This is a genomic window from Pseudomonas sp. AC247, assembly GCF_979258015.1.
In genome coordinates this window covers 5792449-5816847 of record NZ_OZ409829.1, presented here as the reverse complement: position 1 = coordinate 5816847, position 24399 = coordinate 5792449, and the positions used below count along the sequence as shown (strand labels likewise).

Annotated in this window: 22 protein-coding genes; 4 read left to right on the top strand and 18 right to left on the bottom strand. The window is 55.5% G+C overall.

Going from position 1 to position 24399, the window contains the following annotated elements; translation table 11 throughout:
* Positions 1–411: 411 nt before the first annotated feature.
* Positions 412–2022, top strand: a complete 1611-nt coding sequence (locus ACZZ0B_RS26340; protein ID WP_463546576.1) for a TnsD family Tn7-like transposition protein — start codon at positions 412–414, stop codon at positions 2020–2022.
* A gap of 359 nt (positions 2023–2381) precedes the next feature.
* On the opposite strand, the gene ACZZ0B_RS26335 is transcribed toward ACZZ0B_RS26340, so the two are convergent.
* The 18 genes from ACZZ0B_RS26335 to mnmG all read right to left on the bottom strand — a co-directional run bounded on the left by ACZZ0B_RS26335 (position 2382) and on the right by mnmG (position 19804).
* A complete protein-coding gene (locus ACZZ0B_RS26335; RefSeq protein ID WP_463546575.1) occupies positions 2382–2645 on the bottom strand; it encodes an antitoxin Xre/MbcA/ParS toxin-binding domain-containing protein in 264 nt (87 codons plus the stop codon).
* 90 nt (positions 2646–2735) lie between these two features.
* Entirely contained in the window at positions 2736–3878 is a 1143-nt protein-coding gene (locus tag ACZZ0B_RS26330; protein ID WP_463546574.1) for a TniQ family protein, read from the bottom strand.
* 164 nt (positions 3879–4042) lie between these two features.
* Positions 4043–5875: a glutamine--fructose-6-phosphate transaminase (isomerizing) gene (gene glmS / locus ACZZ0B_RS26325; protein WP_463546573.1), complete on the bottom strand. Its 1833-nt coding sequence runs from the start codon at positions 5873–5875 to the stop codon at positions 4043–4045.
* Positions 5876–5877: 2 nt separating this feature from the next.
* Positions 5878–6654: a DeoR/GlpR family DNA-binding transcription regulator gene (locus ACZZ0B_RS26320; RefSeq protein ID WP_008084428.1), complete on the bottom strand. Its 777-nt coding sequence runs from the start codon at positions 6652–6654 to the stop codon at positions 5878–5880.
* A 160-nt stretch (positions 6655–6814) separates the two neighbouring features.
* A complete protein-coding gene (gene glmU, locus ACZZ0B_RS26315; RefSeq protein ID WP_158830526.1) occupies positions 6815–8182 on the bottom strand; it encodes a bifunctional UDP-N-acetylglucosamine diphosphorylase/glucosamine-1-phosphate N-acetyltransferase GlmU in 1368 nt (455 codons plus the stop codon).
* Between the two features lie 117 nt (positions 8183–8299).
* Positions 8300–8725 carry a F0F1 ATP synthase subunit epsilon gene (locus ACZZ0B_RS26310; protein ID WP_008084424.1) on the bottom strand — a complete coding sequence of 142 codons (426 nt, stop codon included), beginning with the start codon at positions 8723–8725 and terminating at the stop codon, positions 8300–8302.
* A gap of 45 nt (positions 8726–8770) precedes the next feature.
* Positions 8771–10150 carry a F0F1 ATP synthase subunit beta gene (gene atpD, locus ACZZ0B_RS26305; protein WP_008084423.1) on the bottom strand — a complete coding sequence of 460 codons (1380 nt, stop codon included), beginning with the start codon at positions 10148–10150 and terminating at the stop codon, positions 8771–8773.
* Between the two features lie 27 nt (positions 10151–10177).
* Positions 10178–11038, bottom strand: a complete 861-nt coding sequence (atpG, locus tag ACZZ0B_RS26300) for a F0F1 ATP synthase subunit gamma (RefSeq protein WP_008084419.1) — start codon at positions 11036–11038, stop codon at positions 10178–10180.
* Between the two features lie 50 nt (positions 11039–11088).
* On the bottom strand, positions 11089–12633 hold the full coding sequence (gene atpA, locus ACZZ0B_RS26295) for a F0F1 ATP synthase subunit alpha (protein WP_158830525.1): 1545 nt from the start codon (positions 12631–12633) through the stop codon (positions 11089–11091).
* A 21-nt stretch (positions 12634–12654) separates the two neighbouring features.
* A complete protein-coding gene (locus tag ACZZ0B_RS26290; protein WP_007911956.1) occupies positions 12655–13191 on the bottom strand; it encodes a F0F1 ATP synthase subunit delta in 537 nt (178 codons plus the stop codon).
* A 12-nt stretch (positions 13192–13203) separates the two neighbouring features.
* On the bottom strand, positions 13204–13674 hold the full coding sequence (locus tag ACZZ0B_RS26285; RefSeq protein ID WP_008084415.1) for a F0F1 ATP synthase subunit B: 471 nt from the start codon (positions 13672–13674) through the stop codon (positions 13204–13206).
* Between the two features lie 59 nt (positions 13675–13733).
* Positions 13734–13991, bottom strand: a complete 258-nt coding sequence (gene atpE, locus ACZZ0B_RS26280) for a F0F1 ATP synthase subunit C (RefSeq protein ID WP_003097235.1) — start codon at positions 13989–13991, stop codon at positions 13734–13736.
* A gap of 133 nt (positions 13992–14124) precedes the next feature.
* Positions 14125–14994, bottom strand: a complete 870-nt coding sequence (gene atpB / locus ACZZ0B_RS26275; RefSeq protein WP_008084413.1) for a F0F1 ATP synthase subunit A — start codon at positions 14992–14994, stop codon at positions 14125–14127.
* Positions 14995–15010: 16 nt separating this feature from the next.
* Positions 15011–15418: a F0F1 ATP synthase subunit I gene (locus tag ACZZ0B_RS26270; protein WP_008084411.1), complete on the bottom strand. Its 408-nt coding sequence runs from the start codon at positions 15416–15418 to the stop codon at positions 15011–15013.
* Between the two features lie 148 nt (positions 15419–15566).
* Positions 15567–16439 carry a ParB/RepB/Spo0J family partition protein gene (locus tag ACZZ0B_RS26265; protein ID WP_158830524.1) on the bottom strand — a complete coding sequence of 291 codons (873 nt, stop codon included), beginning with the start codon at positions 16437–16439 and terminating at the stop codon, positions 15567–15569.
* A 9-nt stretch (positions 16440–16448) separates the two neighbouring features.
* Complete coding sequence (locus ACZZ0B_RS26260; protein ID WP_008084406.1) at positions 16449–17246, bottom strand: ParA family protein; 798 nt, start codon at positions 17244–17246, stop codon at positions 16449–16451.
* Positions 17247–17264: 18 nt separating this feature from the next.
* Complete coding sequence (rsmG, locus tag ACZZ0B_RS26255; RefSeq protein WP_158830523.1) at positions 17265–17909, bottom strand: 16S rRNA (guanine(527)-N(7))-methyltransferase RsmG; 645 nt, start codon at positions 17907–17909, stop codon at positions 17265–17267.
* Positions 17906–19804, bottom strand: coding sequence for a tRNA uridine-5-carboxymethylaminomethyl(34) synthesis enzyme MnmG (gene mnmG / locus ACZZ0B_RS26250; protein WP_053125290.1), 1899 nt, complete (start codon positions 19802–19804; stop codon positions 17906–17908). Before mnmG ends, rsmG begins: the two co-directional genes overlap by 4 nt.
* 569 nt (positions 19805–20373) lie before the next feature.
* Between mnmG and ACZZ0B_RS26245 the strand changes: the two genes are divergently transcribed.
* From ACZZ0B_RS26245 to ACZZ0B_RS26235, 3 genes are all read left to right on the top strand, one after another.
* Complete coding sequence (locus ACZZ0B_RS26245; RefSeq protein WP_400652297.1) at positions 20374–20880, top strand: sigma-70 family RNA polymerase sigma factor; 507 nt, start codon at positions 20374–20376, stop codon at positions 20878–20880.
* Positions 20880–21827 (top strand): FecR domain-containing protein, encoded by a 948-nt coding sequence (locus tag ACZZ0B_RS26240; RefSeq protein ID WP_463546572.1) that lies wholly within the window; start codon positions 20880–20882, stop codon positions 21825–21827. The genes ACZZ0B_RS26245 and ACZZ0B_RS26240 overlap by 1 nt, the downstream gene beginning before the upstream one ends.
* Before the next feature lie 119 nt (positions 21828–21946).
* Positions 21947–24382: a TonB-dependent siderophore receptor gene (locus ACZZ0B_RS26235; protein WP_463546571.1), complete on the top strand. Its 2436-nt coding sequence runs from the start codon at positions 21947–21949 to the stop codon at positions 24380–24382.
* Positions 24383–24399 lie beyond the last annotated feature (17 nt).

Below are 24399 nucleotides of genomic sequence, written 5' to 3'. Positions count from 1 at the left end.
GTAATCGCCGAAATCGGAATGTACTCAGCCCACTGCCTGTGACCGAACATTGAGCATGCGGTTCGTCCCGAATCCATATTGATAAAGTTAAACATGTTAACGCTGGATTTTCCTGCCTGACAACATTTTTACGTACCTCGATCAAACTAATTGGGTTAAAAATTCTCCGCCTCGTTAGAGCGCACACAGGAATCCGGTCACCGCACACAAAACTACGGTCCGTCAGCGACAGAAGTTCCACAGCTCGCTGATCGGATAGGCAGGTGTCGGGGAGCCCAAAAATATATCTGAAACCGACACATCCCCATCTGTTTAGGCTGCAGTTATATAAAGCTGTAGGTTAATGCCATTTAGAAATTTCCCATTTTCAAAACTTAGGCTTAGTTTGATTTCATTTAACTGGTGAGTGGCATGGGCACCAACAGGAGACCAGAGACTTATTTAAACTGGCTCGAAGACGAATGCTTTTTTAGTCTTTGCAGCCGACAGCATATTTTTTGGACAAATAGCTCCCCGCAAGAAACTCTTGCATCACTATTTGAATGCCCTATTGACACTTATTCCCATGATTTCCCAAGAAACCTTAACAGTCTGAATAAGAATGCGATATCCGCATGGGGAAGTGCACAGGGAATTATTGATGAGCATACGATAGCGCCAATATTCTTTCCTTTTCAGTCACTAGAACATATGACGGCTCTTAAAGAAGCAATGAATGGTGAAAGCCTGGGGCCTATCAAATATAAGATCGGACTCATCACTGGCCGATTTGGGGGTGAGCATCCGCTAAAGGCTTGTAGTGAGTGCATCATTTGTGATCGGCGTACGTACGGCGTCGCATATTGGCATCTATCTCACCAGTTTCCAGGAGTAACGATCTGCCCAATACACAACTGCTTACTTAGAGAGTCGAAAGAAAATAGGCAATGGTCCAAAGCGTTTAGTTTGTTCACTCCCTCAGAGTCCATTCTTATTGAAAGCGGCCCCCTAGCATTTAACGACGATGTTTTCGAAGCGTTTAAAATTGTATCGGATGCCGCCACGAAACTTGGAAAACTGGGGGATAGAACCCGATACGAACCGGAGCTAGTTGCCCAAGTTTATAGCGCGGCGATGGTCCGTCTCGGGAAGTCCGGGCGCGAGAAAAATGCTGCTGCACAAAGCTTCGCGCATTACTGCTCGATGCTTCGCAAACACCCGCAATTTTCATCCCTACCAGATTCCGTCATGTGTGCAATAGCGTTCACCTCTCAAATGAGTCGCAAGGCACGCGGTTATTGCCATCCATTGAAACACCTTGTGCTGATCTCGTGGCTATTTGGGAGCATCGATGTGTTTATTAGCGCTTATGAGTACCAAGCAGAACAGCGTGCAGATATAAAAAACAACGAAATCCCGAAGATGGAACATCATAAATCTATACAACGCATAAAACCTGTCATCCATACGCCGATACTCAAACCTAAGAAAATGTTTGAGGAAGTTAGAAATAGAGTTTTGGATACTTTGAGAAGCGGCACATCCAAAGCAGAGGTGTGTCTCGATTTTGGGATATCAATAAGCACAGTGAACCGGCTCCTAAGGTTAAATCCCACAATTGAAGAAACTAAAAATGAGAGGACGAATCACGAAAAAATTGAGCACCATAGGAAACAGTGGACCTTTGCTGTGGGTAAAAACCCGGGCTTCTGCGTAAATAAAGTCAGGCGCCTGATTCCAAATATTTATGCGTGGCTCTATCGCAATGACAAAGTTTGGCTTTCTAAACAAGCAACTAACCTGCCTAGTGGAAGATCTGGAAATAATTCTAAAATCGATTGGAAGAGTAGAGATGAGGAACTATGCACTAGAATCAATGACGTAATCACACAGCGAGATCTAAACTCGGTACATCTGTGGAAATACGAACTGTACCAATTGGTGCCAGGATTGTTCTCCGCTCTTGAAAGCAAACCGCATTATCCTAAAGCTCGAGCTTTGCTCGCTAAGGTGACTAAGTCTAATTCTCACGTCCGTCCGTGATAACGGCCGCGTTCCACCTATAAATCAGCATGTGAAATTCATCCATTCAGTATTTTCTATGAGGACTGCTAGCAAGCTATTTATGAATACGAACTTCTTTTTGTTAGAGTTTCGTCAGTACCGAAAACCTTCGATCCCAAACAATAAGAATTGCTCCACTGAAATAATAAAATCAATTCACTGAGATGGCGAGACCAAGAGAATTTTCTCACGGTGTCAGCGCACGCAGATCAGATTACCCAAGATTGGAAATACTCTGAGGAGGTAAAGTCTGGTCAACACCATCAATGCTGCTTGCTGCGCCGTGGAACACCCAGGCTACGATACCTCGCCTCGAATGAGAGAGATGCGGGATGCTTTCAGTAAACCCCGTATTCTATGCGCTCCAAGTAACGCATAACTTGCTGATACCCGTCTGCGTCTGCGAGCAACTGACAGGGAGGACACCCATCCAAACCGTACGCAGGCCTTGTTAACCAATCAATGGCACTCTGACGCCCGCCTAAGACTCCAGTTGCTTGGCCCAAAACCTGATCGGCACGAGCAACAGAACAGCGGTGAGTGGCGCTCCAGCATCCGATCGGTGATGAGAGGCAGGATCCCTGAAGAGCTATCGATGCCATATTGCCTCCGCCAACATTTGCTTCTGGGGATAGACTAACCATACGACAATAGCTTCGCTCCCCTGTGACAATGGGACGGCCGGTAGTACATCACCCCGGGGTAGGCATGGCAGTCATCGCCACCAGCTCATATTGTGTTAAGCGGAGCACTCTAGGATAGGGGGCATCGTAGCGATTGCGAGGGGGATGCGTGTCAGATGGAATGCAGCAGAGATCGCTTTCCGGGCTCCACATCATAGGGAAAGAATTCCTATGAGACGGGTTACGGCTCAAGTGCCCGAAAGCTGGCCACGACCATTCGGCGACACCATGCTCGTAAACCTCCCGGACAAAATTTTGTGTATCTGAGCTAAAGCAGCAGTATGTATCCCAAAAACAACTAATGCTTGGTGCATTAGGCTGCAGTTGATGGCAGTCATGTAGAAAATCATCAAACGATTCGTATAATGAAATAGCGAGTTCAATTAATTTATTGGAGAGAGAGTAATACTTCCATGACACACAAGGGTCATTTAACCGGCAGCGTTCAATATAACCTCTAAACCCAGTAAGATTTTCTAACTCTCCCAAAGCGGCAGAGTTACTCACATGATTTTTAATTATCCTCTCCTCAATTACTGCCGCTGCCGTGTCGATGTATATGTGGTCATCAACCCGACAGAGCTTGTCGAAGAATTGTGCCAAGCGGAGTGCGCCCAGGTTCACGTTAACCAGGGGCTGCGCTTCACCTAGGTGGCGGCCGGCGCATCCGCTCCACATGACGCTAACGGTATGGCCACCCCTAGCAAATGGCCTGTTGCAGAACTGGCATGTCGTGAGCAATACGACATTGTGTTTGGCGCACACTTGAACGTCAGGATGTATTCGACGCCAATAAGAGTATCCAAGATTTTGCTTGTCCTCTTTAGCGCAGACAGGGCAATAGGCCCTAACTTTCGACAAGCTGTCGAAGTTCTCCTGTGTATTTAAGTACGCATCATCAGAATAGGAGTAATTGAATCTTGATTTAAGCGCGACTTTCCAAGGATACGCCGTGTGTTGATGAAGCAGTTTGTTGAAGCCATAACAACCATGCCAACCTAGAAGATCAGCAACTAGTTTTACTTGGCTAGAATTCCAATTACAGCAAGAGAAACTTTCCGCAGCGTCATTATCGAGGACTGTATTGGGGATGAAAAGGTTTCGTTCCACATATGAACGAAGGGATTCATCTTTCTGGATTCGTAACAACATCAGAGCGCTCGACGAGGCTGGCAGGAAGGTGGTGATGGGTTCGAAGCAGAGAGTAGTAGCAGGAGCCGAGGCGGGTGCGCTTACCGGCTCCTGTGACAGGTTTAATTCTCCTGAGACAGCTTTAATTCTCTAAAATCATTGCGGTTAACTCAGCTGTGGATAACTTACTCCACGGTCACCGACTTCGCCAAATTACGCGGCTGATCCACATCCGTGCCTTTCAGCACTGCAACGTAGTACGACAGCAGCTGCAGCGGAATCGTGTAGAGGATCGGCGAAAGGATGTCGTGGATGTGCGGCATTTGCACCACGTGAGTACCTTCACCATTGGTCATCCCGGCTTTCTCGTCGGCGAACACGATCAGTTCGCCGCCGCGGGCGCGGACTTCCTGCAGGTTGGATTTGAGCTTTTCCAGCAGTTCGTTGTTTGGCGCGACGGTGACCACTGGCATGTCGTTATCCACCAGCGCCAGCGGGCCGTGTTTCAGCTCGCCGGCCGGATAGGCTTCGGCGTGGATGTAGGAGATTTCCTTGAGCTTCAAGGCACCTTCCATCGCGACCGGGAATTGCGCACCACGGCCGAGGAACAGGGTGTGGTTTTTCTCGGCGAACAGCTCGGCGATTTTTTCCACGGTGCTGTCCATCGCCAGCGCTTCGCCGAGGCGGGTTGGCAGGCGACGCAATTCTTCGACCAGTGTGGCTTCGACGCCTTTGTCCAGGGTGCCGCGCACCTGGCCCAGCGACAGGGTCAGCAGCAGCAGGCCGACCAGTTGCGTGGTGAAGGCTTTTGTCGAAGCGACGCCGATTTCGCGGCCGGCCTGGGTCAGCAGGGTCAGGTCAGATTCGCGCACCAGCGAACTGATGCCGACGTTGCAGATCGCCAGGCTGGCGAGGAAACCCAGCTCTTTGGCATTGCGCAGGGCGGCCAGGGTGTCGGCGGTTTCGCCGGACTGCGAGATGGTCACGAACAGGGTGTCCGGCTGTACCACGACTTTGCGGTAGCGGAATTCGCTGGCGACTTCGACCTGGCACGGGATGCCGGCCAGTTCTTCCAGCCAGTAACGTGCGACCATGCCGGCGTGATAACTGGTGCCACAGGCAACGATCTGCACGTTGCGCACTTTGGCGAACAACTCGGCCGCTTGTGGGCCGAACGCCTGAACCAGCACCTGATCATTGCTCAGGCGACCTTCGAGGGTGCGCTGGACAACGGCCGGTTGCTCGTGGATTTCCTTGAGCATGTAGTGGCGGAATTCACCTTTGTCGGCGGCTTCGGCGCCGTCGGTGTATTGCACGGTCTGGCGCTCGACCGCATTGCCGTCGACGTCCCAGATCTGCACGTTATCGCGGCGAATTTCGGCGATATCACCTTCTTCCAGGTACATGAAGCGGTCGGTAACCTGACGCAGCGCCAGTTGGTCGGAAGCGAGGAAGTTTTCGCCCAGACCCAGGCCGATCACCAGCGGGCTGCCACTGCGCGCAGCAACCAGACGATCCGGCTGCTTGGCGTTGATCACGGCCAGACCATAAGCACCGTGCAATTCCTTGACGGTCGCTTTGAGTGCGACGGTCAGGTCTGGCTGATCCTTGAGTTTGTGGTTGAGCAGATGGGCGATGACTTCGGTGTCAGTGTCCGAGGTGAACACGTAACCCAGCGCTTTCAGTTGTTCGCGCAGGGCTTCGTGGTTCTCGATGATGCCGTTGTGCACCACGGCGATGTCGCCGGAGAAATGCGGGTGGGCGTTGCGTTCGCACGGTGCGCCGTGGGTGGCCCAGCGGGTGTGGGCGATACCCAGACGACCCACCAGTGGATGCTCGGCCAGTGCCGCTTCGAGTTCACTGACCTTGCCCGGACGGCGCATGCGCTCGAGAGTTTCCTCGTTGGTGTAGACCGCTACACCCGCGCTGTCATAGCCGCGGTACTCGAGGCGCTTGAGGCCTTCGAGCAGGATGGCGGTGATGTTACGTTCAGCCACTGCGCCGACAATTCCACACATGCTTATTTCTCCTGACTGACAGCCGCGCAAATCAAGTTGATACCGCGGGCCTGTATCTGATCCCGTGCCTCTTGGGGCAGGCGATCATCGGTAATTAGGGTATGGACGCTGCTCCATGGCAGTTCCAGATTGGGAATCTTGCGGCCGATCTTGTCGGCCTCGACCATGACGATGACTTCCCGCGCCACGTCAGCCATGACCCGGCTCAAACCGAGCAGCTCATTGAAGGTCGTGGTGCCACGCACCAGATCGATGCCATCGGCGCCGATGAACAACTGGTCGAAGTCGTAAGAGCGTAGTACTTGCTCGGCGACCTGACCCTGAAAGGACTCCGAATGCGGGTCCCAGGTGCCACCGGTCATCAACAGCACCGGCTCGTGTTCGAGTTCGCTCAGGGCGTTGGCAACATGCAGGGAATTGGTCATCACCACCAGACCCGGCTGTTGACCGAGTTCTGGGATCATCGCAGCGGTGGTGCTGCCGCTGTCGATGATGATGCGCGCGTGCTCGCGAATGCGTTTCACCGCTGCGCGGGCAATCGCCTGCTTATATTTGGAAATGCTTTGCGCGGTTTCCGCGACCAGTTCCTGCGGCATGGTGATCGCCCCGCCGTAACGGCGCAGCAGCAGACCATGACTCTCCAAGGCAGCCAGATCCTTGCGAATCGTAACTTCGGAGGTTTCGAAGCGCTTGGCCAACTCATCCACACTGACTTCACCCTGCTCATTGAGCAAGGCAAGGATGTTATGGCGGCGCTGGGGCGTATTGCGTTTCGACATGACGACCTAAGTTTCGATTCGAAAGATAACGGAAGCAATCAAAACCTATCAGCCACAAATCGTCAACCCGCCAGACAAAAAAAATCGCAGCCATCGCCAGGTCCCATGTAGGAGCTGCCGAAGGCTGCGATCTTTGGATCTTTAAAGCGCTGTGGATAACTCAGCCCTTCTTGATCTTCTCCGGCCGTTTCCAGCCATCAATGTTCTTCTGCCGCGCACGCCCTACCGCCAATTGCGCGTTATCCACATTCTGCGTAATCGTCGACCCAGCCGCCGTGGTAGCACCGTCAGAGATATCCACAGGTGCCACCAACGAGTTGTTGGAGCCAATGAACACGTCCGCGCCCAACACGGTTTTCCACTTGTTGGCGCCGTCGTAGTTGCAGGTGATGGTGCCGGCGCCAACGTTGGTGCGCGCACCGATCTCAGCGTCGCCCAGATACGTCAGGTGACCGGCCTTGGCGCCCTCGCCCATGTGCGCGTTCTTCAATTCAACGAAGTTACCCACATGCGCACGCGCTTCCAGTACGGTGCCCGGGCGCAGACGCGCGAACGGACCGGCATCGCTGCCTTCGCCGAGGATGGCACCTTCGATATGACTGTTGGCCTTGATCACCACGCCTTTACGCAGGGTGCTGTCCTTGATCACACAGTTCGGACCGATCACCACGTCATCTTCGATGACAACATTGCCTTCGAGAATCACGTTGATATCGATCAGCACGTCGCGACCCACGGTCACTTCGCCACGCACATCAAAGCGCGCCGGATCACGCAGGGTCACGCCTTGTGCCATCAAACGGCGACCGGCACGCAACTGATAATGACGCTCCAGCTCGGAGAGTTGCTTGCGATCATTGGCGCCCTGCACTTCCATCGCATCGTGCGGTTGCTCGGTGGCCACCAGCAGACCATCGTTGACCGCCATTTCGATCACGTCGGTCAGGTAGTACTCGCCCTGAGCGTTGTTGTTCGACAGGCGGCTCATCCAGTCGGCCAGACGATTGGCCGGGACTGCGAGAATGCCGGTGTTGCCCTCGGTGATCGCGCGTTGCGCTTCGCTGGCATCTTTGTGCTCAACGATTGCCGTGACTTTGCCATCGGCATCACGAACGATGCGGCCATAGCCGGTCGGGTCATCCAGCTCAACGGTGAGCAAGCCCATTTGCCCGGGCACGACTTGCTTGAGCAGACGTTGCAGGGTTTCGACTTCGATCAGCGGTACGTCACCGTAAAGGATCAGCACGGTGTCGGCAGTAATGAACGGCACAGCCTGGGCGGTAGCGTGGCCGGTGCCCAGTTGCTTGTCCTGCAGGACGAAATTCAGATCGTCAGCCGCCAGGCGTTCACGCACCACGTCGGCGCCATGGCCGATGACCACATGAATGCGCTGTGGATCAAGTTGGCGGGCACTGTGGATAACATGGCCCAACATGGAGTTGCCGGCAATCGGGTGCAACACCTTCGGCAGGGCCGAACGCATACGAGTGCCTTGACCGGCCGCGAGGATAACGATTTCAAGAGACATGACTGGCTACCAATCCTGGGTGGTCAGCAACTGCGACCGGGTTGTAAAAATCGGAAAAGAAAAAAGGGTAGCCGAGGCTACCCTTTTTTATCAATCGCACAACAAGCGGCTGACGGATTAACCGCCAAACTTCTTGCGGATCTGCTGGACGGTGCGCAGCTGAGCTGCAGCCTCGGCCAGACGTGCTGATGCAGCGCTATAGTCGAAATCCGCGCCTTTTTCGTGCAAGGCATTCTCGGCAGCCTTGAGAGCTGCTTGAGCCTGAGCTTCATCCAGATCGGCGGCACGTTGCACGGTATCGGCAAGCACCTTGACCATGTTCGGCTGAACCTCGAGGAAACCACCGGAGATGTAAAACACCTCGGGTTCCCCGCCTTGCTTGATCAGGCGGATAGGACCTGGCTTCAGATTAGTGATCAGCGGCGCGTGACCCAGAGCGATACCAAGATCACCCAGTGCACCGTGCGCAATCACCATCTCGACCAGGCCGGAAAAGATTTCCCCTTCCGCGCTGACGATATCGCAATGGACTGTCATAGCCATCTGATTGCCTCAACCTAAATTAGCGCCCGTTGCCGGGCGCCGGGATTACAGTTTCTTGGCTTTCTCGATCGCTTCTTCGATGCCGCCAACCATGTAGAACGCTTGTTCTGGCAGGTGGTCGTAGTCACCGTTGAGGATGCCTTTGAAGCCAGCAATGGTGTCTTTCAGGGAAACGTATTTACCCGAAGCACCGGTGAAGACTTCAGCCACGAAGAACGGCTGCGACAAGAAGCGCTGGATCTTACGAGCACGGTTTACCAACTGCTTGTCGGCTTCCGACAGCTCGTCCATACCCAGGATCGCGATGATGTCTTTCAGCTCTTTGTAACGTTGCAGAACGTACTGAACGCCGCGAGCGGTGTCGTAGTGGTCCTGGCCGATTACGTTCGGGTCCAGCTGGCGCGAAGTCGAATCCAGTGGATCTACCGCTGGGTAGATACCCAGGGAAGCGATGTCACGGGACAGAACGACGGTGGCGTCCAAGTGGGCGAAGGTGGTCGCTGGCGACGGGTCGGTCAAGTCATCCGCAGGTACGTATACCGCTTGGATCGAAGTGATCGAACCTTCCTTGGTGGAAGTGATACGTTCTTGCAGAACGCCCATCTCTTCAGCCAGGGTCGGCTGGTAACCTACTGCCGAAGGCATACGGCCCAGCAGTGCGGATACTTCAGTACCGGCCAGGGTGTAACGATAGATGTTGTCGACGAACAGCAGAACGTCGTTACCTTCGTCACGGAACTTCTCGGCCATGGTCAGGCCGGTCAGTGCTACGCGCAGACGGTTACCCGGCGGCTCGTTCATCTGACCGTAAACCAGTGCCACTTTGTCCAGAACGTTGGAATCCTTCATCTCGTGGTAGAAGTCGTTACCCTCACGAGTACGCTCACCCACACCGGCGAACACGGAATAACCGCTGTGCTCGATGGCGATGTTACGGATCAGTTCCATCATGTTTACGGTTTTGCCTACACCGGCACCACCGAACAGACCGACTTTACCGCCTTTGGCAAACGGGCAAACCAGGTCGATAACCTTGATGCCGGTTTCCAGCAGATCGTTGCCGCCTGCCTGTTCAGCGAACGAAGGCGCTGGACGGTGAATGCCCCAACGCTCTTCGGTGTCGATCGGGCCAGCTTCGTCGATCGGGTTACCGAGGACGTCCATGATCCGGCCCAGGGTCGCTTTACCGACCGGTACGGAAATGGCTGCGCCAGAATCGGTAACTTCCAGACCGCGCTTCAAGCCCTCGGTGGAACCCATCGCAATGGTACGAACCACGCCGTCGCCCAGCTGCTGCTGAACTTCCAGAGTGGTGCCGGCATCGCTTATTACTTTCAAAGCGTTGTAGATGCTCGGTACGCTGTCGCGTGGAAATTCCACGTCGATAACGGCGCCGATGATTTGAACGATACGTCCGCTACTCATAGCTGGATCCTCTGAATATTTGAACCGTTAAACCGCGGCAGCGCCGCCGACGATTTCCGAGATCTCTTGGGTGATCGCAGCCTGACGCGCCTTGTTGTAGATCAGCTGCAAATCGCTGATCAAATCACCGGCGTTGTCGGTAGCGTTCTTCATCGCGATCATCCGCGCAGCTTGTTCAGCCGCGTTGTTCTCGACCACCGCCTGGTAGACCTGCGACTCAACGTAGCGGACCATCAAGCCGTCAAGCAGCTCTTTGGCATCCGGTTCGTAGAGATAGTCCCAGTGGTGCTTGAGATCCTGATCCGGGGTGGCCACCAGTGGAATCAACTGCTCCACGGTAGGCTGTTGCGTCATGGTGTTGATGAACTTGTTGGACACCACGGACAGGCGGTCAATACGGCCGTCCAGGTAGGCATCCAGCATCACCTTGACGCTGCCGATCAGATCATTGATCGACGGCTCTTCACCCAGGTGGCTGATAGCTGCAACGACGTTACCGCCGAAGTTACGGAAAAAGGCCGCACCCTTGCTACCAACGACACACAGATCAATCTCGACGCCGTTTTCGCGGTTTACCGCCATGTCCTTGACCAGGGCCTTGAACAGGTTGGTGTTCAAGCCGCCGCACAGACCACGGTCACTGCTCACGACGACATAACCGACACGCTTGATGGCGCGATCGATCATGAACGGGTGGCGGTATTCCGGGTTGGCGTTGGCCAGATGCCCAATAACCTGGCGGATACGCTCCGCATAAGGACGGCTAGCAGCCATGCGCATTTGTGCCTTGCGCATTTTGCTGACCGCCACTTTTTCCATGGCGCTGGTAATCTTTTGCGTGCTTTTGATGCTCGCAATCTTACTGCGAATCTCTTTTGCGCCTGCCATGTAACACCTATCAGGTTAGCAAGCGGGAGCCTCGCGGCTCCCGCTGCGGCTTACCAGGTTTGGGTGGCCTTGAACTTCTCGATACCGGCTTTCATGCCAGCGTCGATTTCGTCATTGAAGTCACCTTTAACGTTGATCTTGGCCATCAAATCGGCGTGATCGCGGTTGAAGAAAGCGATCAGCGCTTGTTCGAAGCTGCCGATCTTGGCGATTTCAACGTCAGTCAGGAACCCACGCTCAGCGGCATACAGCGACAGCGCCATGTCAGCGATCGACATTGGTGCGTATTGCTTCTGCTTCATCAGCTCGGTAACGCGCTGACCATGCTCAAGTTGCTTACGGGTCGCTTCGTCCAGGTCAGAAGCGAACTGGGCGAATGCTGCCAGTTCACGGTACTGAGCCAGAGCGGTACGGATACCACCGGAGAGCTTCTTGATGATCTTGGTCTGAGCGGCACCACCCACACGGGATACCGAAACACCGGCGTTCACTGCAGGGCGGATGCCCGAGTTGAACATGGCCGATTCCAGGAAGATCTGACCGTCGGTGATCGAAATCACGTTGGTCGGAACGAACGCGGAAACGTCGCCAGCCTGGGTTTCGATGATCGGCAGTGCGGTCAGCGAACCGGTTTTGCCGGTCACTGCGCCGTTGGTGAACTTCTCTACGTATTCTTCCGAAACGCGGGATGCGCGCTCCAGCAGACGGGAGTGGAGATAGAACACGTCGCCTGGGTAAGCTTCACGGCCTGGTGGACGGCGCAGCAGCAGGGAAATCTGGCGGTAAGCCACTGCTTGCTTGGACAGATCGTCATAAACGATCAGCGCGTCTTCACCGCGGTCGCGGAAGAATTCACCCATGGTGCAACCGGAGTACGGTGCCAGGAATTGCAGCGCAGGAGATTCCGAAGCACTGGCAGCCACGATGATCGTGTTGGCCAGGGCGCCGTTTTCTTCCAGCTTGCGAACCACGTTGGCGATGGTCGATTGTTTCTGACCGATGGCTACGTAGACGCAGAAAATGCCGCTGTCTTTCTGGTTGATGATCGCGTCGATCGCCAGAGCGGTTTTACCGATCTGACGGTCACCGATGATCAGCTCACGCTGGCCACGGCCGACAGGGATCATGGCATCGACAGCCTTGTAGCCAGTCTGTACAGGCTGGTCTACCGACTTACGCCAGATCACGCCCGGTGCAACTTTCTCGACCGCGTCGGTCTCGGTGTTGCCCAGTGGACCTTTGCCGTCAACAGGGTTACCCAGTGCGTCGACTACGCGACCCAGCAGTTCCTTACCAACAGGAACTTCGAGGATGCGGCCGGTGCACTTGGCGCTCATGCCTTCAGCCAGAGACTGGTAAGCGCCCAATACAACGGCACCTACGGAGTCTTGCTCCAGGTTGAGGGCCATACCGTAGACGCCGCCCGGAAACTCGATCATCTCGCCGTACATGACGTCGGCCAGACCGTGAATCCGCACGATGCCGTCAGATACGCTGACGACAGTGCCTTCGTTACGGGCTTGGGAGGTCACATCGAGCTTGTCGATGCGGCCCTTGATAATTTCACTTATTTCGGAAGGATTGAGTTGCTGCATTGCTCTGCTGCCCCTTCAAACTCAAGATTTCAATGCTTCGGCAAGTTTCGCGATTTTGCCGCGAATCGAGCCATCGATAACCAGGTCGCCGGCGCGGATGACGACACCACCTATTAGGGCAGCATCCTCCGCAACTTGCAGGCGCACTTCCCGGTTGAGTCGTGCACTGAGAACCTTGGCGAGTTTGTCTTGCTGTTCTTGGTTCAATGCGAAAGCACTGGTCACTTCAACGTCTACCGACTTCTCTTGTTCGGCCTTGTACAGGTCGAAAAGAGCGGCAATCTCCGGCAGAAGCGGGAGACGGTCGTTTTCGGCAACGACATTGATGAAGTTCTGTGCCTTGGCATCAAACTTGTCGCCGCACACGTCAATAAACGTGGCGGCCTTTTCTGCGCTCGTCAGTCGCGGGGCCTTGAGCACGCGCTGCATGGTGTCATCTTGTGACACCGCTGCAGCCAGGCCGAGCATGGCTGACCAATTGGCCAGTTGCTGGTGGGCCTGAGCGTGCTCGAAGGCCGCCTTAGCGTAAGGTCGGGCCAACGTGGTCAGTTCTGCCATGATCGCCCTCGCTTAGATTTCAGCAGCCAGTTGGTTAACCAGCTCTGCGTGCGCGTTTTGATCGATTGTGGCACCCAGGATCTTCTCGGCGCCGCCGACAGCCAGCATACCCACTTGGGCGCGCAGCTTGTCTTTGACACTGTTCAGTTCCTGTTCGATCTCGGCTTGAGCCTGAACCTTCACACGGTCAGCGTCGACACGGGCCTTTTCAACGGCCTCTTCGACAATCTGGTTACCGCGTTTCTTGGCTTGCTCGATGATTTCAGCTGCCTGAGCTTTCGCTTCGCGCAGTTGCTGACCCGCTTTTTCTTGGGCCAACTCCAGGTCGCGAGCTGCTCGGCTGGCAGCGTCCAGACCATCAGCGATCTTCTTTTGACGTTCGTGCAGGGCAGTGATGACCGGAGGCCATACATACTTCATGCAGAACAGTACAAAAATCAGGAACGCAACGGACTGGCCAATCAGGGTCGCATTAATGTTCACGCCAACACCTCGCAGTTACGTTGTCCATCACATCAAATTACTCGGAAGAATCCGGGTAATTAGCCAGCGATCTGACCAACGAACGGGTTCGCAAAGGTGAAGAACAGAGCGATACCAACACCGATCATGGTTACGGCGTCGAGCAGACCGGCAACGATGAACATTTTAACTTGCAGCATTGGAACCATTTCTGGCTGACGCGCTGCGCCTTCCAGGAACTTGCCGCCCAGCAGGCCGAAACCAATTGCGGTACCCAGTGCGCCCAGGCCGATCAACAGTGCAACAGCGATAGCGGTTAGACCAACTACAGTTTCCATCTTTCCTCCCGACTTTTACGTCGTATGGTTTAGGTTTTTTAGATTAAAGCGGTAAAACAAATCGTTTCAGGTGCCCTGTGAAGAGCCCCTTCCCGTTTGACCGGGAAGGACATCAGACTAGTCGAGACTGGTCTTAATGGTTTTCTTCGTGCGCCATCGACAGGTAGACGATGGTCAGCATCATGAAGATGAACGCCTGCAGGGTGATGATCAGGATGTGGAACACAGCCCAAGCCCACTGCAGAACAACGCCCAGGCCGCTCAGCCAGAGCAGACCGCTGCCGAACATCACAGCGATCAGAATGAACACCAGCTCACCGGCATACATGTTGCCGAACAGACGCAGAGCCAGAGAGATCGGTTTAGCGATCAGGGTCACGAATTCCAGCAGGAAGTTCACCGGGATCAGCAGGGCCTGAACAAAGATGTTCTTGCTGCCGAACGGGTGCAGGGTCAGTTCGCCGATGAAGCCGCCGATGCCCTTGACCTTGATGCTGTAGAAAATGATCAGTGCGAAAACCGACAACGCCATGCCCAGGGTCGCGTTCGGGTCGGTGGTCGACACGGCGCGGAACGGGATGTGGTGATCACCGGTGATCAGGATGGCCAGCTGAGGAATCCAGTCGACCGGGATCAGGTCGACGGCGTTCATCAGGAACACCCAGACGAAGATGGTCAGTGCCAGCGGTGCAATCACCGGGCTACGGCCATGGAAGCTGTCTTTCACGCTGCCATCGACGAATTCGACCAATACTTCAACGAAGTTCTGCAAAGCACCCGGTTGACCCGAAGTCGCCTTCTTTGCCGCCATGCGGAAAAGAAAAACGAAGATCAGACCCAACGCGACCGACCAGCCGAGAGTATCGACGTGGAAAGCCCAGAAGCCCATTTCCTTGGCTTCTGCTGCGGTATGGGCAAAGCCCCAGCCGCCGTTAGGTAGCTGACCGAAGGTCAGGTTCTGCAAGTGGTGCTGGATATAGCCCGAAGCGGTTGTTTCTGCCATGGTTGCCTCAAACGCCCTAAGGTCTCGAAAGTCTTGTTCTCATCAGCAGGGGAGCGAACCAGCTGACCGACTGAGTCAGCACGAACACGCCGAATACAGCTATCGGCGCCAGTGGCTTCACACCTGCAAACACCAGCGCAAAAAGCACTGCTGTCAAAATCAGTTTGCCTGCCTCGCCGGCATAAAAAGACCGGACGATGGACTGGGCTGCTCGGGCGCCGGAAAACCGAAATGCCTTGTGAGCGAAATAAACATTGGGCAGCAAGGCTATCAGGCCTCCGCAAAGTCCCGAGTATCCGGCAACGACTCCGTGCCATTGCCAGAGCGCCAAAGCGGCAATCAGCAAAATGACAAATTGAGCCATTAACACCGGAAAAACTGCCAGGCGATGGAACGGCAGGCGGTTTGGCTTGCGGGTTTCCATCACTATTGCTCTCCAATGGTCGGCTGCCAGAATTCAATAACTTGGCATAATTTGTGCCGACAAAATGCGCGCAGAGTATAGGGGCGGTTCTGCCCCTATTCAACTGTCAGGTAGTGATTTCCGACTGCGCGCTACATGAGGAAATGTTTCAGCGGATGTGTGCGAGCACACCTTGAAGCTCATCGAGCGAGTTATAACCGATCACCAACTGACCCTTTCCCTTCTTGCCGTGGCGAATCTGCACCGCAGAGCCTAGGCGCTCGGCCAGACGCTGTTCGAGACGGGCGATATCCGGGTCGGGTTTGCTGGCTTCCACAGGCTCCGGTTTACCACTCAACCACTGGCGAACCAGTGCTTCAGTTTGGCGCACGGTCAGGCCGCGTGCGACAACATGTCGCGCCCCTTCGACCTGCTGATTGTCCGGCAGACCGAGCAATGCACGGGCATGACCCATTTCCAGGTCGCCGTGGGACAGCATGGTCTTGATGACTTCCGGCAGCGCAATCAGACGCAACAGGTTGGCCACTGTGACGCGGGACTTGCCCACCGCTTCGGCGACCTGTTGCTGCGTCAGCTGGAATTCCTGCTGCAAACGCTGCAAGGCCACCGCTTCTTCGATCGGGTTGAGGTCTTCGCGCTGGATGTTCTCGATCAGCGCGATGGCGATCGCGGTTTCATCCGGTACATCACGGACCATCGCCGGGATGGTTTCCTGGCCGGCCTGCTGGCTCGCGCGCCAGCGGCGTTCACCGGCGATGATTTCAAAGCGGCCACCGCCAATCGGGCGCACCACGATCGGCTGCATCACGCCTTGTGCCTTGATCGACAGCGCCAGCTCTTCCAGCGCCTGCGGATCCATGTCGCGACGCGGCTGGTACTTGCCACGCTGCAGCAGATCCAGCGGCAGGTGCTGCAGCTCACGGGTATCAGCCTGCGCGGCTTGTTCTTCCAGCGCGCTGACGGTCGGACCACTCAGCAGTGCATCCAGTCCACGTCCGAGACCTCGTTTCTTGACGGCCATGGGGATTCCTTAAGTTGCCTGAGCGGCGGCGATGCGTGAATTTTTGCGCTGACGACGAACCATCTCGCCGGCCAGGGCCAGGTAAGCCAGGGCGCCGCGCGATTGCTTGTCGTAAGCCAGCGCCGGCATGCCGTAGCTTGGCGCTTCGGCCAGACGGATGTTGCGCGGGATCACCGTATCGTAAAGCTGATCGCCGAAGTGTTCCTTGAGCTGCGCCGAAACGTCGTTCATCAGGCTCAGGCGCGGGTCGTACATGGTGCGCAGCAAACCTTCGACTTTCAGGTTCGGATTGAGCAGTTCGGCGATGCGCTTGATGTTATCCACAAGGTCGCTCAGACCTTCGAGCGCAAAGTACTCGCACTGCATGGGGATAATTACCCCGTCAGCAGCGACCAGTGCGTTCAGCGTCAGCATCGACAGCGACGGTGGGCAGTCGATCAAAATGTAATCGTAGTTTTCACGGATCGGCGCCAGCGCGCTGCGCAGACGACTTTCCTTCATCTGCATTTCCAGCAGCACCACTTCAGCCGCCGTCAGATCGCGGTTGGCCGGCAGCAGTTGATAACCGCCATGCTCGGAATAGTGCATGGCCTGGGCCAGATCGCATTCGCCGATCAGCAGGTCGTAGACCGAGTTTTCCAGGCCGTGTTTATCCACACCGCTACCCATGGTGGCGTTGCCCTGTGGATCGAGATCGATCAACAGCACCCGGCGCTTGGTCGCGACCAGGGATGCTGCGAGGTTGATGCAGGTGGTGGTCTTGCCCACACCACCCTTTTGGTTCGCTATCGCGAATACCTTAGCCATTCTTGCTTGTGTTCCCAATCATGCCGTGCGGCGCAGTATCAGCAGATGGCGTTGGCCTTGGCAACCGGGTACGGCCAGGGCGTGTTCGCTATCGAGTTTGAAGTCTGCCGGCAATGCTACCAGCTCATCGGCCGGATGAACGCCCTTCATTGCCAGCCAGCGTGTATCGGCATCGCCGAGATGGCGAGTCCAGTTGGTGAAGTTCTCCATGCTGCTGAACGCCCGGGAAATGATCCCGTTGAACGGCTCTGCAGGCTGGAAAGCTTCGACACGACTGTGGATAACTTGCAGGTTATCCAGTTTGAGTTCGAGTTTGACCTGAGTCAGGAAGCGGGTTTTCTTGCCATTGCTGTCCAGACAGGTCACTTGCGAGTCCGGATACAGGATCGCCAACGGGATCCCCGGCATGCCGCCGCCGCTGCCGACGTCGAGCCAGCGACCGTTTTCGATGAACGACATCACGCTGAGACTATCGAGCAAGTGGCGCGAAACCATTTCGTCCGGATCGCGCACAGCGGTCAGGTTGTAGGCCTGGTTCCATTTGATCAACAGGGCCAGATAACCCAGCAGCAATTCGTGCTGGGTTTCAGTGAGGTTGACACCGAGCTCGCGGGCTCCTGTGGATAACTCTTCGGCGTGTTGCGAAGTGACCTTAGAACTCAAGCGCTTTGCTCCAACTGACGGCCCGCGCCGCGTTTTTTCAAATGAATCATCAACAGCGAAATCGCTGCCGGGGTCACACCCGGGATCCGCGAAGCCTGGCCCAGCGTCTCTGGTCGAGTCGCGCCGAGCTTGCTCTGGATCTCCTTGGAGAGACCGGAAATGTTGGTGTAATCGATATCCACAGGCAATTTCGTGTCTTCACTGGCGCGCAGACGGGCGATTTCGTCCTGTTGACGGTCGATGTAACCGGCGTATTTGGTCTTGATTTCAACCTGCTCGGCAACCTGTGGATCTTCGGCGCCGTTGCCGGTCACTTCGACCAGACCAGCGTAGTCGATTTCCGGACGGCTCAAGAGGTTGAGCAAGTTGTATTCGTGGGTCAGCGGCGTGCCGAATTTCTCGGCAATCGCATCGCCCTGCTGCGTGTTCGGGCGAACCCAGGTGCTTTTCAGGCGCTGCTCTTCGAGTTCGATGCTTTCGCGCTTCTTGCAGAAGGCCGCCCAACGCGCGTCATCGACCAAACCGAGCTCGCGACCTTTTTCGGTCAAACGCAGGTCGGCGTTGTCCTCGCGCAGGATCAGGCGGTATTCGGCACGGGAAGTGAACATGCGGTACGGCTCTTGGGTACCGAGGGTAATCAGGTCGTCGACCAATACACCGATGTACGCTTCATCGCGACGCGGGCACCAGGCTTCTTTGCCCTTGGCGCGCAGTGCGGCGTTGGCGCCAGCGAGCAAACCTTGCGCGCCAGCTTCTTCGTAACCGGTGGTGCCGTTGATTTGCCCGGCGAAGAACAGACCGCCGATGACTTTGGTTTCGAGGCTGTACTTCAAATCTCGCGGATCGAAGTAGTCGTACTCGATCGCATAACCCGGACGCACGATGTGCGCGTTTTCCATGCCGCGAATCGATTGCACGATCTGCAATTGCACGTCGAACGGCAAGCTTGTGGATATCCCGTTCGGATACAGCTCATGGGTGGTCAAACCTTCCGGTTCGATAAACACCTGATGGCTTTCCTTGTCGGCAAAGCGGTGGATCTTGTCTTCGATCGACGGGCAATAGCGCGGGCCGATGCCTTCGATTTCACCGGCAGCGGAATACATCGGCGAACGATCGAGATTCGCAGCAATGATTTCGTGGGTGCGGGCGTTGGTGTGCGTAATCCAGCAACTGACCTGGCGTGGATGCTGTTCTTTGTTGCCCATGAACGACATCACCGGGATCGGCGTATCGCCCGGTTGCTCGGTCATCACCGAGAAATCCACAGATTTGCCGTCGATACGCGGCGGTGTACCGGTTTTCAAGCGACCGACACGCAGTGGCATCTCACGCAGACGGTGAGCCAGGGCGATCGACGGTGGGTCACCGGCGCGACCGCCGGAAAAATTCTGCAAACCGATGTGGATAAGTCCGCCGAGGAACGTACCGGTGGTCAACACCACGGAATCGGCGAAGAACCGCAGACCCATTTGCGTGACAACACCGCGGACTTGTTCCTGCTCGACGATCAGGTCATCAGCAGCTTGTTGAAATATCCACAGGTTCGGCTGATTTTCCAGAATTTCGCGGACAGCGGCCTTGTACAAAATCCGGTCAGCTTGCGCACGGGTCGCCCGTACAGCCGGGCCTTTGCGGCTGTTCAACACGCGAAACTGGATGCCGCCCTTATCGGTAGCCATGGCCATCGCGCCGCCGAGGGCATCGATTTCCTTGACCAGATGGCTTTTGCCAATGCCACCGATGGCCGGGTTGCAACTCATGGCACCGAGGGTTTCCACGTTATGCGTCAGCAACAGGGTTTTTGCCCCCATACGTGCTGAGGCCAGTGCTGCCTCGGTACCGGCATGACCGCCGCCGATGACGATCACTTCAAAACGGGAAGGGAAATCCACCACGCACCTCGTGCCTGCTTAAGTAGGTAATTCAGGAATAGTTTGAGATCAGGTTTTTGAACCTGGTCGACAAGTATAGGGACTTCGCCCTTCCTAAAGAACCCTTTGCACAAAATTTAACCAGCTGTGGAGAACTCGAGGTTAAAAGAATAAAAAAGAGAGAAATTTATAAAACCTTTGTTTTTATGTTTATTTCTACTGAGCCTACTTTCTGTGGATAGATCTCTACAGGCCTTTGTTTTCAATATGTACAGAGATTCAAAACCCTGTGTTCATGTGCCAATGAGGGCCTTGGATAACCGGTTTAAGCCTGTGGATGAAAGGGGTGGTTATCCACAGAGGGGTTTATGTCCAGTTTTCAGGCCCTGTTATCAACTGCCCTTAGTGGCAGTTATTCACAGGGCTTAATCCACAGAAAAACGATAAAACGCCTTTTCCAGAGTGCAAAAAAACACCAGCGAGGGTTCGCTGGCGATAAAGAAGCCGATGGAGGGAAGTGCGCGGGCTATTGTGAGAGAACGTAACAGGGGCTAATAATAGGCATTATCATTAACTCGTCAGTTTTCCCCATGTCCCTACCCGCCCACACTGCTGCGATCGAGCGAATCTACGAGCAACACCATTCGTGGCTACATGGCTGGCTCAAGGGAAAATTGCATGACGCCTGCGATGCAGCCGATGTGGCGCATGACACGTTCGTGCGGATTCTGGCGGCACGTAATGCCGCACAGATTCGCGAGCCACGTGATTATCTGGCGACCATTGCACGCGGTCTGGTGATTGACCGCTATAGAAGACAGGCTATCGAAGCCGCCTATTTGCAGACCCTCGCGGCTCGACCGGAAGCCACTGCCATCAGCGAGGAAGACAAGGCGCTGATCATCGAAACCCTGGTCGCTGTGGATAAAGCCTTGGCCGGGCTTGGCGCCAGAAGCCAAAAAATCTTTATGCTCTCGCAGATCGATGGCCTGACTTATCAACAGATCGCTCTGCAATTGAAGGTTTCGCTGACCACGGTGAAGAAGCACATGATCCGCGCCCTGACGGAGTGTGCCCTGATCATGGCGCAACGTTGATGGCCATCGCCCCCAATCGCCAGATCTTCGAAGCAGCCGCCAGTTGGTACGTACAGTTTCAGGCAGATCCACCAACGCTCGCCGAACAGAAGGCCTGGCAGTTGTGGATAGATAGCGACCCGGCGCATCTGGCGGCGTGGAACCAGATGGAACAATTGCAGCGCCACCTCGGCACGCTGCCACAGGATCTGAAACGTCGCGCATTAAATACCGGTCAGCAACGTCGCCAAGTGCTGAAATTGTTGCTGCTCGCAGCGGGAACGGGGTTCGTTGGCTGGAATGTTCAGCAACACACTTCCTTGGGAAATGTCTGGGCCGACTACAAAACCGGCGTTGGCCAGCGTCGCAATATCACATTGGCGGATGGCAGCCAGATTCAACTCAACACCGACACTGCCATTGACGTGTCTTTCGACCCGGCACAGCGACTGATTCGCCTGCGCTCCGGCGAGATCCTCATTCAAACCGGAAAACTGGGTGATCAACGGCCCTTTTTCGTCGAAACCCGAGATGGCCGGATTCAAGCATTGGGCACCCGTTTTTCCGTTCACCAGTTATCGAGCTCAACCCGTGTTGGAGTGCTGGAAGACCGGGTCAGTGTTCAGCCCGGTGATACTTCAACGACCGCAAAAATCTTGCAGGCAGGCGAAGGCGCTAATTTTGATCGTCAGCACATAGGACTCATTCATCCGTTCAAATCCTCCGAAGTGGCGTGGATCAACGGTCAATTGATCGTCCTCGATGCACGCTTGGGCGATGTGATTGAAGAATTGGGCCGTTATCGCAGCGGGGTTTTGCATTGCGACGCGCGTGCCCGGGAGCTGCGGGTTTCCGGGACATTCCGCCTCAATTCAACCGACGCTGTCCTGGCCAATCTTCAGGCGTCACTGCCGATCAACGTGCGCTATTTCAGCCGTTACTGGGTATCGATCAGCCACAACGCTTGATCGAAATGTCACCTGGGCAAAATAAATCGACAACAGGGTTATCTTTTTTTGCCCTGACCCGGCCCTACAGGTAATCGCGATAAACGCGGCTCTTTGCCACCTTCAGGGCTTATCCACACATGCGTCTTCCCACGTTTCGTCAGCGTTTTTCCTACCACTGCATTGCTTACAGCCTCCTAATGACCAGTGCCGCTTCCTGCCTGGTGGTCAGCCATAACGCCGTTGCTGCATCGGCAGCCCAGCGTTATGCCATCGCCGCCGGCCCGCTGGACAATGCATTGAGCCAGTTCGCCTCGGCCGCAAACGTGATCCTGTCATTCTCGCCGCAACAAACCAGCCGATTGCGCAGTGCCGGGTTGAACGGCAATTTCACCGTCGACCAGGGATTCGCCCAACTGCTGCAAGGCTCGGGTTTGCAAGCCGTACCGCAGGCGCCGGGCAGTTACATTATGCAGGCGCTGCCAAACGGTGATTCGCTAGAGCTGGCCCCAACCAACATCAATGGTCAGTTGGCCAACCCGATGAATCTGGATTACGCGGCGGACGTCGGATACAAGGCGCAGAACAGTCGAATCGGTACGAAAACCAGTACGCCTTTGTCGGAAACGCCGCGTTCGGTGTCAGTCGTCACCGCCCAGCGCATGAAAGATCAGAAATCTCAGACACTCACCGAGGTGCTCGGCTACGTGCCGGGGATCTTTGCCCCACCGTTCGCCGCCGGCGACAGCCTGGCCGGAGACCTGTTCTATATTCGCGGTTTCAACGCCACCGATTACGGCTACGGTCTGTTGCGCGATGGACTACGCGTTCAGGGCAATCGTTATGACACCAGCACCGAGCCTTACGGGCTGGAGCGGGTAGAGATTTTCCGCGGCCCATCTTCTCTGCTGTATGGGGAAAACGCTCCGGGCGGTCTGGTCAATCTGGTGAGCAAACGACCGACCGCCGCACCGCAAGCCGAAGTGCAATTGGGTTATGGATCGAACAATCGCCGGCAGATCGGCGTCGATGTCTCCGGCCCGCTCAATGACAGCGGCAACGTGCTCGGACGCGTGGTGATGCTTGGCCGCAAGTCCGACACCCAGACCGACCACGTACCGGATGACCGAATCTACATCGCGCCATCGCTGACCCTGAATTTCGACGATTACAACACGCTGACCCTGCTGGCCAACTACCAGAAGGATCACACCAACATGGAACTTGGCCTACCGGCCGCCGGCACTTTGCTGACGAACCCCAACGGCAAGTTATCCAAGGGCACCATGCTCGGCGACCCGGACTGGAATACCTTCGAACGGGAAACCTGGAGCACAGGTTACGAGTTCAGCCACTCGTTCAACGACGATTGGCAGTTCCGCCAGAATTCGCGCTACATGCAGTCGCGCATTACCCGCCACGAAACCTGGCCGGGCAACCTCAACAACGCCGGGTTTGGCACACGCCTGAACATGACGGCGTACGATCGCTTCAACAAATCGATGGTGTACTCGCTGGATAACCAGTTGGAAGGCAAATTCCAGGTCGGTGGTCTGGAGAACACCGTGCTGTTCGGCGCCAGCTATGACCGTACCTCGTTCAATCAGGACTGGAACGCTGGCATCGTCGGGCCAATCGATGTGTATAACCCGATTTACCTGCGCGATCCGACCACACCGATTGCGGTGCAAAACACCTTGCTTGAGCAACAGATGAAAGGGGTTTATGCACAGATCCAGAGCAAGTATGACCATTGGCTGTTCCTGCTCGGTGGCCGTCAGGATTGGGTCGACAGTGATTTTCGCGACAAGGTCGCTCAGTCGAGCGACATCAGTTCCGAGGACAAGAAGTTCACCTATCAGGGCGGGGTGATGTATCAGTTCGACAATGGCATGACGCCGTATGTCAGCTATTCCACCTCGTTCGTGCCGGTGCAGCAGATCTCCAATGCCGGCGCGCCGCTCGATCCGATCACCAGCAGCCAATATGAAGTGGGCCTGAAGTACGAACCGATCGGCTGGGACACCGCGTTCACGGCGTCGGTGTACGACCTGCGCAAAAAGGACGACACCTACTTCGACGCCACTACATCGAGCTACCGCCAGGTGGGCGAAAGCCGTTCCAAGGGTGTGGAACTGGAGCTCAACAGCAACCTGACGCAGAACCTCAACGTCACTGCGGCTTATACCTACACCGACGCGCGAATCACCAAGGATGCCGCGACGTCATTGGTCAAAGGCCATCAAATGACCGGCGTGCCGCGTAATCAGGCCTCGGTCTGGGCGAAATACCGCTTCCTCGATGGCGATCTGAAAGGTTTATATGTGGGTGGCGGTGTGCGTTATTTCGACAGTGCCTTCGCTTACACCTCGCCTTCTCTGTACGGAAAGCTGGATGCCGGCGACGTTACCTTGGTGGATGCGGCCATCGGTTATCAGATCGATACGCACTGGAGCGTCGACCTGAATGCGAAGAACCTGTTCGACAAGGAATATGTGTCGGGTTGCAACGACGCGGGCCGTTGCTACTGGGGTGAAGATCGCACCCTGCTCGGTACGGTTTCCTATAACTGGTAAAACGAAAAAGGGGCTGT

What these genes read in the sequence shown, in the direction of transcription:
- ACZZ0B_RS26340 (WP_463546576.1), top strand. Translation starts at nt 412, where the DNA reads ATGGGCACCAACAGGAGACCAGAGACTTATTTAAACTGGCTCGAAGAC.
- ACZZ0B_RS26335 (WP_463546575.1), bottom strand. Translation starts at nt 2,645, where the DNA reads ATGGCATCGATAGCTCTTCAGGGATCCTGCCTCTCATCACCGATCGGA.
- ACZZ0B_RS26330 (WP_463546574.1), bottom strand. Translation starts at nt 3,878, where the DNA reads ATGTTGTTACGAATCCAGAAAGATGAATCCCTTCGTTCATATGTGGAA.
- glmS (WP_463546573.1), bottom strand. Translation starts at nt 5,875, where the DNA reads ATGTGTGGAATTGTCGGCGCAGTGGCTGAACGTAACATCACCGCCATC.
- ACZZ0B_RS26320 (WP_008084428.1), bottom strand. Translation starts at nt 6,654, where the DNA reads ATGTCGAAACGCAATACGCCCCAGCGCCGCCATAACATCCTTGCCTTG.
- glmU (WP_158830526.1), bottom strand. Translation starts at nt 8,182, where the DNA reads ATGTCTCTTGAAATCGTTATCCTCGCGGCCGGTCAAGGCACTCGTATG.
- ACZZ0B_RS26310 (WP_008084424.1), bottom strand. Translation starts at nt 8,725, where the DNA reads ATGGCTATGACAGTCCATTGCGATATCGTCAGCGCGGAAGGGGAAATC.
- atpD (WP_008084423.1), bottom strand. Translation starts at nt 10,150, where the DNA reads ATGAGTAGCGGACGTATCGTTCAAATCATCGGCGCCGTTATCGACGTG.
- atpG (WP_008084419.1), bottom strand. Translation starts at nt 11,038, where the DNA reads ATGGCAGGCGCAAAAGAGATTCGCAGTAAGATTGCGAGCATCAAAAGC.
- atpA (WP_158830525.1), bottom strand. Translation starts at nt 12,633, where the DNA reads ATGCAGCAACTCAATCCTTCCGAAATAAGTGAAATTATCAAGGGCCGC.
- ACZZ0B_RS26290 (WP_007911956.1), bottom strand. Translation starts at nt 13,191, where the DNA reads ATGGCAGAACTGACCACGTTGGCCCGACCTTACGCTAAGGCGGCCTTC.
- atpE (WP_003097235.1), bottom strand. Translation starts at nt 13,991, where the DNA reads ATGGAAACTGTAGTTGGTCTAACCGCTATCGCTGTTGCACTGTTGATC.
- atpB (WP_008084413.1), bottom strand. Translation starts at nt 14,994, where the DNA reads ATGGCAGAAACAACCGCTTCGGGCTATATCCAGCACCACTTGCAGAAC.
- ACZZ0B_RS26270 (WP_008084411.1), bottom strand. Translation starts at nt 15,418, where the DNA reads ATGGAAACCCGCAAGCCAAACCGCCTGCCGTTCCATCGCCTGGCAGTT.
- ACZZ0B_RS26265 (WP_158830524.1), bottom strand. Translation starts at nt 16,439, where the DNA reads ATGGCCGTCAAGAAACGAGGTCTCGGACGTGGACTGGATGCACTGCTG.
- ACZZ0B_RS26260 (WP_008084406.1), bottom strand. Translation starts at nt 17,246, where the DNA reads ATGGCTAAGGTATTCGCGATAGCGAACCAAAAGGGTGGTGTGGGCAAG.
- ACZZ0B_RS26245 (WP_400652297.1), top strand. Translation starts at nt 20,374, where the DNA reads ATGTCCCTACCCGCCCACACTGCTGCGATCGAGCGAATCTACGAGCAA.
- ACZZ0B_RS26240 (WP_463546572.1), top strand. Translation starts at nt 20,880, where the DNA reads ATGGCCATCGCCCCCAATCGCCAGATCTTCGAAGCAGCCGCCAGTTGG.
- ACZZ0B_RS26235 (WP_463546571.1), top strand. Translation starts at nt 21,947, where the DNA reads ATGCGTCTTCCCACGTTTCGTCAGCGTTTTTCCTACCACTGCATTGCT.